Genomic DNA, 12,456 nt, shown 5'->3' on the forward strand with positions numbered 1-12,456 from the left:
TGGTTTTGTGATGCCGCTCGCAAGGCTTTTGCGCCAGGCCTTTCAGAAAGCGCCTTTACGCGATGAGATTCATCCAACCAGATCACAATGTTAACAATTCATTAAAAACCAAGCTTGATTTTTATGATTCACTATCAAACTATTAATGAGTAAATCACGTAACATTTGGAGATAAGCGATGCAGCAGTTAGCCAGCTTCTTATCCGGTACCTGGCAGTCTGGCCGGGGCCGCGAGCGCACTATTCATCACGCCATCAGTGGCGAAGCCCTGTGGAGCGTGACCAGCGAAGGGCTGGACATGGCGGCCGCCCGTCGCTATGCGATTGAGCGCGGCGGGGAAGCGCTTCACGAGATGACCTTTATCGAACGTGCTGCCATGCTGAAGGCGGTGGCAAAGCACCTGCTCAGCGAGAAAGAGACGTTTTATGCCCTGTCCGCCCAGACCGGGGCGACGAAGGCGGACAGCTGGGTGGATATTGAAGGGGGGATCGGCACCCTCTTCACTTACGCCAGCCTGGGCAGCCGCGAGCTGCCGGATGACACCCTGTGGCCGGAAGACGAGTTAATCCCGCTGTCAAAAGAAGGCGGCTTTGCCGCGCGCCACGTCCTGACCTCCAAATCCGGGGTAGCGGTGCACATCAACGCCTTTAACTTCCCCTGCTGGGGGATGCTGGAAAAGCTGGCGCCGACCTGGCTTGCCGGCATGCCCGCCATCATCAAACCCGCTACCGCGACCGCACAGGTGACGCAGGCGATGGTGAAATCCATCGTCGACAGCGGGCTGGTGCCGGACGGTGCCATCAGCCTGATCTGCGGCGGCGCGGGGGATCTGCTCGACCAGCTCGACAGCCAGGACGTCGTGACCTTTACTGGCTCCGCCAGCACCGGGCAAAGCCTGCGCGTGCACCCGAATATCGTGGCGAATTCGATTCCGTTCACCATGGAGGCCGACTCCCTGAACTGCTGCGTGCTGGGGGAAGACGTTACGCCAGACCAGCCGGAGTTTGCCCTGTTCGTCCGGGAAGTGGTCCGCGAGATGACCGCCAAAGCCGGGCAAAAATGTACGGCCATTCGCCGCATTATCGTCCCGCAAAACCAGATTGACGCCGTGAGCCAGGCGCTGATTGCCCGCCTGGAAAAGGTGGTGATGGGCGACCCGGCGCAGGAAGGGGTGAAGATGGGTGCGCTGGTCAACGCCGAACAGCGCGCGGACGTGCAGGAGAAAGTGGAGCAGCTGATCGCCGCTGGCTGCCAGATCCGTCTGGGCGGCAAAGCGGATTTGCAGGCCGCGGGGGCGTTCTTCCCACCGACCCTGCTGTACTGCCCGCAGCCGGACGAAACCCCGGCGGTGCACTCAACCGAAGCTTTCGGCCCGGTTGCGACGCTGATGCCGTATCGCAACGCGCGCCACGCGATGCAGCTTGCCCGCGCGGGCGGCGGTAGCCTGGCCGGTACGCTGGTCACCGCCGATTCGGCGATTGCCCGCCAGTTTATTGCCGGCGCGGCGCGCGCCCACGGGCGTATTCAGATCCTTAACGAGGAATCATCAAAAGAGTCTACCGGCCACGGCTCCCCGCTGCCTCAGTTGGTGCACGGTGGCCCCGGGCGCGCGGGCGGCGGCGAAGAGCTGGGCGGCCTGCGCGCGGTGAAGCACTACCTGCAGCGCACCGCGATCCAGGGCAGCCCGACGATGCTGGCCGCCATTGGCAAGCAGTGGGTGCGTGGCGCAGCGGTGCAGGAAGACCGCGTGCATCCGTTCCGCAAATACTTTGAGGAGCTGCAGCCGGGCGACAGCCTGCTGACGCCGCGCCGCACCCTCACGGAAGCGGACATTGTGAACTTTGCCTGCCTGAGCGGGGACCACTTCTACGCCCATATGGACAAGATCGGCGCTGCGGAGTCGATCTTCGGCGAGCGCGTGGTGCACGGCTACTTCCTGATCTCCGCCGCGGCGGGACTGTTTGTTGACGCGGGCGTCGGGCCGGTTATTGCTAACTACGGCATGGAGAACCTGCGCTTTATCGAGCCGGTTAAACCGGGCGATACCATTCAGGTGCGCCTGACCTGCAAGCGTAAAACGCTGAAGAAACAGCGTACCGCCGAGGAAAAACCGACCGGCGTGGTGGAATGGGCGGTTGAGATCTTCAACCAGCACCAGCAGGCCGTGGCGCTCTACTCCATCCTGACGCTGGTGGCGCGTCAGCAGGGGGATATTTTATCTTGAGCCTTAACTCTTAATCCGCTGATATGTTGCGTTAAGAGAAAACATAGACTGGATGGCATTGGGAGACCAAACCATCCAGCCAGCCTGGTCTGAATAAGTTACAACCAGAAACAGTAATCGAATTGACCATATTGTTATCATGGTTATTATTTTCTGACGTGAATGTTTTTTAGTGCAATTACATGGAAGGTTAATTGAATATGGCAATACCCGTATATCTTTTCTTAACGGACGACGGCGGCGCAAAAATCACAGGCTCAGTGGATATTCGTGACCGCGAGGGAAGCATTGAAGTCACCGGCTTTACCCATAACCTCCGCCTGCCAACGGATCCTTTGACCGGTAAAATCACCAGCAAACGCAACCATGCGCCAATCGTTTTTCAAAAGGAAATTGATTCATCTTCTCCTTACCTAATGAAAGCCGTTGCTACTGGGCAAACCCTCAAATCAGCGGAATTTAGGTGGTATCGCATAAATGACGCTGGTCAAGAGGTAGAATATTACAATATGCATCTCGATAATATTCGCGTCGTTTCCGTTACGCCATTGATGCATGACACTAAAGACCCGACGAAAGAAAAACACAATCATCTTGAAGTCGTTGAGCTACGGTACGACAAAATAACCTGGACATATTGCGACGGTAATTTGCAATTCGCCGATAGCTGGGCAGAGCGTTAACTATGCGTGTGCCTTCATATTCTACTCCATACGATATTGCTTCATTTTCGCCCCCGGGCGTTGACGTTGTCAGCCATATGGTCATCGCTCGATTTCATGGCGGTCCCTCAATGATGACGTACATCTGGTTTTATCAAATGGTGAGAAATCATGGCCCGTGGGACTATAAGCAAGGCCGTTCGCAATACGCTAACTTTGGAAATTTTCATTACGGTGCGGTTGGCGCGGCGGCGGGAATTCCTGATGGAGTGCTGCTACGCGGTGCAGGTACTGCGCAGATCCTTGCTGGCACAAGCGATCCGGTAGAATTTGCTAAATATCATGGTGCCAGTGCTTATGGAGATGACCCTGTTGATCAGTTATGGATTAGGGCAGGAATAGATTATGCACGACGTTCGGGATTTTAACTGGCGAATCATAGTGGCGGTTGTCATTTTTCTGGGGTTTATCTTATACCCTTTCCGCGATCTGTTTACCGTGTATGAAAAATTTCAGGAAAAAATTATCGTTAATGATCGTTTAGCTCTCTACATAACCCAGGTTGAAGCGAGTTCTTTATCCAGAAATACGTTTCACTTTTATCTCTATGATGCGAAAAAAAGCACTGAAGATTTTATGTCTCACGTATCAGATATCAAACCTGTCATGGTTACCAACGATGCTAAAGCCACAGCAACGGTAACAAACGGAGATATTTATCTCCGCGTTCGCGGAAATATTTACTCTTTCACTACAGTTGGGTTCGACGTACGCATTTATCTGGATAGATCACCTTACTGATCCCATGAAGCCTCTATCTCGGGGATGTGACGTATCCCCGCTCTTTTTTTAACCTGGCAAGGCTGACAAATAATCTGGCAGATGCAGGCAAACGCTTTTCTCATGGGCCTGTCAGGATAAGGCTGTCACAACACAATAAACACAACAAGATGAGGTCTACGATGGGAAGCAATTCTTCTTTTTCTGCCCGTAGAACGGCGCTGGCCATGGCCGTTGCGCTGTGTTGCGCCTGGCAATCCCCTGTTTTCGCCCACGGCAGTGAGGCGCATATGGTCCCAATGGACAAAACGCTGCAGGACTTTGGCGCGGACGTTCAGTGGGATGATTACGCACAGATGTTCACCATTGCGAAAGACGGCGCCTATGTGAAGGTCAAGCCGGGCGCAAAAACCGCCATCGTCAACGGTAAAACCCTCAAGCTTGAGGTGCCGGTGGTGATGAAAGGCAAGAAAGCCTTTATCTCTGAGAGCTTCATCAACGATGTTTTCCAGTCTGGCCTTGACCAGACCTTCCAGGTAGAAAAACGCCCTCACCCGTTAAACGCGCTGACGGCGGACGAAATTAAGCAAGCCGTAGCGATTGTGAAAGCCTCGGCGGACTTTAAGCCGAATACCCGCTTTACCCAGATCGCCCTGGCAGAGCCGGAAAAAGCCAAAGTGTGGGACTTTGTGCTCAACGGTACGGCGGTGGATGCCCCGCGTCAGGCGAAGATCGTTATGCTCGATGGCAAGCACGTTATCGAAAGCGTGGTCGACCTGAAGGATAAAAAAATCCTGCGCTGGGAACCGGTTAAAGACGCCCACGGCATGGTGCTGCTGGATGATTTCACCGCGGTGCAGCAGATTATCAACGAGAGTTCAGAGTTCGCCGAGGTGCTTAAAAAACACGGCATCACCGACCCGAAAAAAGTGATTACCACGCCGCTGACCGTCGGCTATTTCGACGGTAAAGACGGCCTGAAGCAGGAAGATCGCCTGCTGAAGGTGGTGAGCTATCTGGACGTGGGCGACGGCAACTACTGGGCGCACCCGATTGAAAACCTGGTCGCGGTTGTCGATCTTGAACAGAAAAAGATCCAGAAGATTGAAGAAGGCGCCGTTGTTCCGGTTCCCATGACCCCGCGTCCCTATGATGGCCGCGACCGCGTAGAGACGGCGAAAAAACCGCTCAACATCACTGAACCGGAAGGCAAGAACTACACCATCACCGGGGATATGGTGCACTGGCAGAACTGGGATTTCCACCTGAGCCTGGACTCCCGCGTCGGTCCGATGATTTCAACCGTCACCTATAACGATAACGGCAAAAAGCGCCAGGTGATGTATCAGGGGTCACTCGGCGGCATGATCGTCCCTTACGGCGATCCGGACGTGGGCTGGTACTTTAAAGCCTATCTCGACTCCGGCGACTACGGTATGGGCACCCTGACCTCACCGCTGGTGCGCGGTAAAGACGTGCCGTCCAATGCGGTGATGCTCAATGAAACCATCCCGGATTACACCGGCGCACCGATGGAGATCCCGCGCGCGATCGCCATTTTCGAACGCTACGCCGGGCCGGAATACAAACATCAGGAGATGGGTCAGCCAAACGTCAGCACCGAGCGCCGCGAACTGGTGGTGCGCTGGGTGAGTACCGTGGGCAACTACGATTACATCTTCGACTGGGTGTTCCATGAAAATGGCACCATCGGCATTGATGCCGGTGCGACGGGTATCGAAGCGGTGAAAGGCGTGCAGGCGAAAACCATGCACGACGCCACCGCCAAAGACGACACCAAATACGGCACGCTGATCGACCATAACATCGTGGGCACCACGCACCAGCACATCTACAACTTCCGTCTTGATATGGACGTGGACGGCATCAACAACAAGCTGGTGGCGATGGATCCGGAAGTGAAGCCGAATACCGCCGGGGGCCCGCGCACCAGCACCATGCAAATCAATCAGTACGATATTGATACCGAGCAGCAGGCGGCGCAGAAGTTCGACCCGGGCACCATTCGGCTGCTGAGCAACACCAGTAAAGAGAACCGCATGGGCAACCCGGTTTCGTACCAGATTATCCCTTACGCGGGCGGTACGCACCCGGTGGCGACCGGCGCGAAATTTGCCCCGGACGAGTGGATTTATCATCGCCTGAGCTTTATGGACAAACAACTGTGGGTGACCCGTTACCATCCGGATGAGCTCTACCCGGAAGGGAAATTCCCGAATCGCTCCATCCACGACACGGGCCTGGGACAGTACAGCAAGGATAACGAGTCGCTGAACGATCAGGACGACGTGGTCTGGATGACCACCGGCACCACCCACGTCGCCCGTGCGGAAGAGTGGCCTATCATGCCGACGGAATGGGTGCATACCCTGCTTAAGCCGTGGAACTTCTTCGACGAGACGCCAACGCTCGGGAAGAAGAAAGACGAACAGAAATAAATAACCTACCGGGCGCAATGCCCGGTTTTTCATCTATTTTCTTGCTGAATACCTCTCCCCGATTATAGTTATTTCTACCTCGTATATTCCTATTGCATTTCTTGAACCACTTTCAGTCAGGACGCGAATTTTCCACAAGCGACGTAATACATCACTGAGAGGTTTAGGATGAAATTCAATTTGATCGTCAGGAGTCTTGCTCTGGCTGGACTTGTTATTTCCGTCAGTTCCGCGTATGCCGCAGAAGCCCCGAAGGATGCCACGGCAGCAACGCAACAAGCCAATAATGCCCTCTTTAATCAGCTGCCTTTCTCCGACAACACCGATTTTACGAACGCTCACAAAGGCTTTATTGCGCCGATTCCTCAGGAAATTATCAAAGGGGAGCAAGGGAATATCATCTGGGATCCACAGCAATATTCGTTTATTAAAGAAGGCGATAAATCACCGGACTCCGTTAATCCCAGCTTATGGCGTCAATCTCAGCTGATTAATATTAGCGGCCTGTTTGAAGTGACCGACGGCGTATATCAGATCCGAAATCTTGATCTGTCAAATATGACCATCATTGAAGGGAAAGAAGGTATTACCGTGGTTGACCCGCTGGTGTCGGCAGAAACGGCGAAGGTCGGGATGGATCTCTATTTTAAAAATCGCGGCAAGAAGCCTGTCGTCGCCATTATTTATACCCACAGCCACGTTGACCACTATGGCGGCGTGCGCGGCGTGGTGGATGAAGCCGACGTGAAGTCCGGCAAAGTGAAGGTCTACGCGCCAGCCGGGTTTATGGAAGCGGCCGTTGCCGAGAATATCATGGCGGGCAACGTGATGAGCCGCCGCGCCAGCTATATGTACGGCAACCTGCTGAAGCCCGATGCCAAAGGTCAGGTAGGTGCCGGTCTTGGGACAACGACCTCCGCCGGGACGGTCACGCTGATTGCCCCGACGAACATCATTGAGAAAGACGGGCAGAAAGAGGTCATCGACGGCCTGACCTATGATTTTATGCTCGCACCGGGATCCGAAGCGCCATCGGAAATGCTCTGGTATATCGAAGAGAAAAAACTGATTGAATCAGCTGAGGACGTCACCCATACCTTGCACAACACCTACTCGCTGCGCGGGGCCAAAATCCGCGAGCCGCTGCCGTGGTCGAAGTACATCAACCAGGCGATTGTGCGCTGGGGTGACAAAGCTGAAATCATCATGGCGCAGCACCACTGGCCGACCTGGGGCAACGAAAACGTCGTCAAGCTGCTGAAAAGCCAGCGTGACCTCTATCGTTACATCAACGACCAGACGCTGCGTATGGCGAACGAAGGGCTGACGCGCGACGAAATCGCCGCTAACTTCAAACTCCCGGATTCACTGGCGCATACCTGGGCCAACCGCGGCTATTACGGTTCGGTGAGCCATGACGTAAAAGCCACCTATGTGCTGTATCTGGGCTGGTTTGACGGCAACCCGGCGACGCTGGATGAACTGCCGCCTGAAGAAGGCGCGAAGAAATTCGTGGAGTATATGGGCGGCGCGGATGCCATCCTGAGCAAGGCAAAAACCGACTTCGACCAGGGGAACTACCGCTGGGTGGCGCAGGTGGTGAGCAAAGTGGTCTTTGCCGATCCGAACAACCAGGCGGCACGTAATCTGGAAGCGGATGCGCTGGAACAGCTTGGCTACCAGGCTGAATCCGGTCCGTGGCGTAACTTCTACCTGACCGGTGCGCAGGAGCTACGTAACGGCGTGGTGAAAGGGCCAACGCCGAATACCGCCAGCCCGGACACGGTGCGCGCGATGACGCCAGAGATGTTCTTTGACTATCTGGCTGTCCATATCAACGGACAAAAAGCGGGTGACGCCAAATCGGTGTTTAACATCGATCTGGGCAGCGATGGCGGGAAATACAAACTCGAGCTGGAAAACTGCGTGCTGAACCACACGGCGAACGCGGAAGCAAAAGATGCGGATGCTACGCTGACGCTTAACCGTGACACCCTGAATAAAATCATCCTCAAGGAGGTGACGCTGAAACAGGCTCAGGACGGCGGAAATATTAAAATTACTGGCGACAGCGCGAAACTTGATGCCATGCTTAACTATATGGACAAGTTTGATTTCTGGTTTAACATTGTGACACCGTAATGGTGCACGCATAAGGGCGGCTCGTCCGCCCTTTCCTGCTTCACGTGTTAGCCAGACAGGGTAAAAGCGTCAATGGAAAAAAGAAAAAAACCGACACTTGAACGGGCAACCTGGCCAACGCGCCATGCTATGGTCATGCACGGGCTGGCGATGAACCTGCCGTGGCTGGCCTTCGTGAATATCAGCTTCGCGGTGATGATTCTGCTCCGGCACGTCCTGCTTAAAACCAATGATTCCCTGTATCCCCACCAATCCACGCATCTGACGAAAATGGTCGACGCATCGATGCTCGGCATTATTCTCCTTTCTGCTGCGCTGATCCTGATGGCGTGGCGGCGCATCGCCGGTATCAGCGTGGTGCTGTTTATCTGTAGCGTCATCTGGTCGATATCCTGTTACTGGTTTATCACCCATTTAATGCTGCCCCACGTCTGGCCGCTGTGCGTGATTCTATTACTCGCCGGATTAACCGCCCTCTATTTCTATCCTGCAGGGCTACTCGCCTTTGTGCTCCCGCTCTGGATCACCCTGCTGGTCGCGAGCTGGATACTCAATAGGGGTTTCAACCTTCACTTTGTCATTATCTGGAGCGTCTTTACGCTGATCCTGGTATGCGGGCGTTTTATCCTGTTGAGCTGGTTTGACGAGGCCTGGCGACGTAACCAGCAAAATCAACTGCTGATTTCACGGCTGAACGCGCTGGCGCATCAGGATCCGTTAACCAAAACCGCCAATCGCCGGAAAATGGAAGTGGTGCTGGAGAACGCGGTTGAGCAGAAAAAAATTTTCTCGGTAATCATGCTGGATATCGACTATTTCAAACGCTACAACGACACCTACGGGCACCAGGCGGGTGACGACTGCCTGACCCGCGTGGCGAGGGTGCTAAAGCAGTCGGTGCGCACGCCTGAGGATGTGGTGTCACGCTACGGCGGCGAGGAGTTCATGGTGATCCTGTTTAACTGTCCGGAAAACATCGCAGAAAAGGTGGCCTTACGCATTCAGGACGGCCTTCGCGCGGAGTCCATACCGCACAGCGCGTCAACCGTTAGCGATCGTGTCACCGTGAGCATGGGGATTGCGAGCATGGCGGAAGGGTTAGCGGGCACCGAGATCATCGCCCGCGCCGATGCGGCGCTGTATCGTGCGAAGGAGGCCGGGCGGGATCGGTGGTCGCTGTAAATAAAGCCGGGTGGCGCTGCGCATACCCGGCTTGTTTTTTTAATACCGCACGCACACCGACTTGGTTTCACACCAGCCGTCCAGCCAGTCCGGACCAAAGTCACGTCCGGTGCCGGACTGCTTCATGCCGCCGAACGGCAGGTTGGCGTCAATCAGCGTATGGCTATTCACCCAGACGGTGCCCGCCTGCAGCCGGTCGGTATACTCCAGCGCCTTGCTGATGTTCTGCGTCCAGACGCTAGCCGTCAGGCCATACTCGCTGTCGTTTGCCAGCTGGAGCGCCTCTTCCCCGTCGGCGACGCGCACCACGTTGACCACCGGGCCAAACACCTCTTCACGCGTCAGGCGCAGTGAGGCATCCGGGTTCACCACCAGCGTAGGCGAAACGTAATAGCCTTTGCCTTCCGGCCCCCGGTTACCGACGATCAGCTCCGCGCTGCGCGACTTCGCTTCATCAAGGAAGGTCTGCACCTTGTCGCAGTGCGCGCGCGACACCAGCGGGTTGATAAACGCCTCCGGCGACATGCCCGGCCCGACGCTCAGGGATTTCACCGCCTGCTCAAACCCGCTGACCAGCGTGTCAAACAGCGGCGCTTCAATGTAGATGCGCGAACTCGCCGCGCACACCTGCCCCTGGTTCAGGAAGCTGCCGGTCATCAGGCCTTCGATCACCCACGCCGGGTCTGCGTCTTTTAGTACGATGGCCGGGTTTTTCCCGCCCAGTTCCAGAGTCACCCCGGTTAGCGTATCCGCCGCCGCGCGGGCAATTTGCTTACCCGTCGCCGTTGAGCCGGTAAAGCTCACCTTTGCAATATGCGGATGCGAGGTCAGCGCTGCGCCGCACACCGCGCCGCTCCCGGTCACCACGTTGAACACCCCGTCCGGGATGCCCGCTTCGCTTGCCAGTTCCGCCACGCGCAGCATGGTCAGCGGCGTGGTCTCCGACGGCTTGATGACAATAGAGCAGCCCGCGGCCAGCGCAGGCATCACTTTCCACATCCCGATCATCAGCGGGAAGTTCCAGGGCACAATCCCGGCCACCACGCCAACCGGCTCTTTACGCGTCCACGCCTGATAGCGGGCGCCCTGCGGCAGCGGGATGGAAAGGTCGAGGGTCTTACCCGTAATTTTGGTGGTCAGCCCGGCGGTATAGCGCATCCAGTTCAGGGTGCAGCTGACTTCAAACATGCGGGAAATGTTAATGGATTTGCCCTGCTCCAGCGTTTCAAGCTGGGCCAGCTCCTCGCTGTGCTGTTCAACCAGATCGGCGAAATGAAGCAGGATCCGCTCGCGCTCCGCCGGCAGTTTTCCGGCCCAGCTGCGGGCGACAAACGCGCGCCAGCCGGACATGACGGCACGGTCAACGTCATCGACGCTGGCATCGGCAGTCGAGGCAATAACCTCGCCCGTGGCCGGGTTAAAGACGTTCAGCCGTTTTTCACTATCCGACGCGGCCTGACGCCCTTCAATCCACAGGCCATGCTGTCGGTCTAAAAATTGTTGCACGGCAGGCTGAATGGCCACCTGTGATTCAGACATAGGATACTCCTTCGTTATTCTTCGCAGGGTGTTCATCCAGTCTAAGTGGGGTTTTGCGTTCTCGCTTTTGTCTCTGTGACATTCGCTTTGCCACCTGTGACAGGCTCCGCAAATCGCGATAATTGCCGCTTATATCGCTGTTACCGGTGAGTGTTCTTTCCTATAGTCAGCCTCATAGCTCTGACAAAATGCAACACAAATGCAACAATGCGAAAACGTTGACGGTGCAGTGAGAGAAACGATGGCGTGTGCAAGCGAGCAGGAACAGTATCAGCAGTGGCTGGCGCAAATTAACCAGGTTTGCGGGCGTTTTAACGCGCAGCCCACCGGGGGGAAATTCTTCGGCGAGCTGGAGACCAGCTATGCGCGTAGCCTGAAGCTCAGCACCGTGACCGCAGGCGGCGTAAACCTGTTCCGCTCCCGTCAGGAGATCGCTCAGAGTAATGATGCCTGGTTCTATACCGTGTTCCAGCTCGAAGGCAGCGCGGAAATTGAGCAGGATGAGCGTCGCGCGCTGCTCAGAACCGGTGATATCACGCTGATTGACGCGTCGCGTCCCTGCTCGATCAACTGGCGGGAAAAATCCCGCCAGATTTCGCTGCTGGTTCCGCGTCAGATTATTGAGCAGCAGTGTCGTTTCCAGGAGATAAGCTGCGCGACCGCCCTTTCCCGCACCTTGCCGACGGTACAGCTGAGCCACCGCCTGCTGATGGAGAGCATGAGCAATGCCGACCTGAGTGACCGTGAAAGCGAAGCGGCGCTCGAAGCGATGATCTGCCTGCTGCGCCCCGCATTCCAGCAGCGTGAAATCATTCAGCCGCGCAAGGAGCGCCAGTTCCAGCACGTAGTGGCGCTGATTGACGACCATATTCAGTCTGAATCGCTGCGCCCGGAATGGATTGCCGCCGAGAGCGGTATGTCCGTGCGCAGCCTGTACCGCATGTTTGCCGAGAAAGGCCTGGTGGTGGCGCAGTACATCAAAAACCGTCGTCTGGATCTCTGCGCGCAGGCACTACAATCTACCGGTGATGATGAAAAGCTGGCGGGCATTGGCTACAGCTGGGGGTTCACCGACCATAGCCATTTTTCTACGGCGTTTAAGCAGCGTTTTGGCGTCTCGCCGGGTGAATACCGCAGGCGCTACCGCTAACTACTTTTTGAGCCATTTTCCGTTAATGCCCTTCACGTATTCGCCCGGCTGCGCGCGGGCAACCAGTTTCTGACCTGCCATTTTAGCCACTTCATCAACCGGCAAATTATTGCTGTCAGCCAGCTTCTGGTAGTTTTCCGTGCGCGCCGCATTGATACGACTGACCAGCGCCAGCGTTTCCGCGTCCTGTTGAATCGGGGCAAGATAGCCGCTGAGGGTTTCCCCCACGCGCCCCTGCGCCCGGGCATCGTTTAAGGTCAGCGCAGCCGCCTGCACGTTCATCCCCAGCGCCAGTAAAATCAGAGCTAATCGTTTCAT

10 protein-coding genes are annotated in these 12,456 nt (G+C 56.0%); 8 read left to right on the forward strand and 2 right to left on the reverse strand.

Features of this window, described 5'->3' with window-relative positions; genetic code table 11:
- Positions 1 to 178 precede the first annotated feature (178 nt).
- From paaZ to NUX24_RS06115, 7 genes are all read left to right on the forward strand, one after another.
- Positions 179 to 2,224, forward strand: a complete 2,046-nt coding sequence (gene paaZ / locus NUX24_RS06085) for a phenylacetic acid degradation bifunctional protein PaaZ (RefSeq protein WP_257830251.1) — start codon at positions 179 to 181, stop codon at positions 2,222 to 2,224.
- Between the two features lie 200 nt (positions 2,225 to 2,424).
- Positions 2,425 to 2,907, forward strand: a complete 483-nt coding sequence (locus NUX24_RS06090) for an Hcp family type VI secretion system effector (RefSeq protein ID WP_047651374.1) — start codon at positions 2,425 to 2,427, stop codon at positions 2,905 to 2,907.
- A gap of 110 nt (positions 2,908 to 3,017) precedes the next feature.
- On the forward strand, positions 3,018 to 3,314 hold the full coding sequence (locus NUX24_RS06095; protein WP_223604042.1) for a polymorphic toxin type 44 domain-containing protein: 297 nt from the start codon (positions 3,018 to 3,020) through the stop codon (positions 3,312 to 3,314).
- Positions 3,292 to 3,687 (forward strand): hypothetical protein, encoded by a 396-nt coding sequence (locus NUX24_RS06100; RefSeq protein WP_047651373.1) that lies wholly within the window; start codon positions 3,292 to 3,294, stop codon positions 3,685 to 3,687. The genes NUX24_RS06095 and NUX24_RS06100 overlap by 23 nt, the downstream gene beginning before the upstream one ends.
- Before the next feature lie 161 nt (positions 3,688 to 3,848).
- Positions 3,849 to 6,125: a primary-amine oxidase gene (gene tynA / locus NUX24_RS06105; protein ID WP_257830252.1), complete on the forward strand. Its 2,277-nt coding sequence runs from the start codon at positions 3,849 to 3,851 to the stop codon at positions 6,123 to 6,125.
- Positions 6,126 to 6,293: 168 nt separating this feature from the next.
- Positions 6,294 to 8,267: an alkyl/aryl-sulfatase gene (locus tag NUX24_RS06110; RefSeq protein ID WP_257830253.1), complete on the forward strand. Its 1,974-nt coding sequence runs from the start codon at positions 6,294 to 6,296 to the stop codon at positions 8,265 to 8,267.
- A gap of 72 nt (positions 8,268 to 8,339) precedes the next feature.
- Positions 8,340 to 9,449, forward strand: a complete 1,110-nt coding sequence (locus NUX24_RS06115) for a GGDEF domain-containing protein (protein WP_257830254.1) — start codon at positions 8,340 to 8,342, stop codon at positions 9,447 to 9,449.
- Between the two features lie 39 nt (positions 9,450 to 9,488).
- Here the strand turns inward: NUX24_RS06115 and NUX24_RS06120 are convergent, their stop codons facing one another.
- A complete protein-coding gene (locus NUX24_RS06120) occupies positions 9,489 to 10,988 on the reverse strand; it encodes an aldehyde dehydrogenase family protein (protein WP_214575680.1) in 1,500 nt (499 codons plus the stop codon).
- Positions 10,989 to 11,229: 241 nt separating this feature from the next.
- On the opposite strand from NUX24_RS06120, the gene feaR reads away from it, so the two are divergent.
- Complete coding sequence (feaR, locus tag NUX24_RS06125; RefSeq protein ID WP_257830506.1) at positions 11,230 to 12,138, forward strand: transcriptional regulator FeaR; 909 nt, start codon at positions 11,230 to 11,232, stop codon at positions 12,136 to 12,138.
- Here the strand turns inward: feaR and NUX24_RS06130 are convergent, their stop codons facing one another.
- Positions 12,139 to 12,456, reverse strand: a complete 318-nt coding sequence (locus tag NUX24_RS06130) for a YdbL family protein (RefSeq protein ID WP_047958482.1) — start codon at positions 12,454 to 12,456, stop codon at positions 12,139 to 12,141.

Origin of the sequence: Enterobacter sp. HG048 (genome assembly GCF_024702055.1) — a bacterium.
Lineage (GTDB): Bacteria > Pseudomonadota > Gammaproteobacteria > Enterobacterales > Enterobacteriaceae > Enterobacter > Enterobacter dykesii.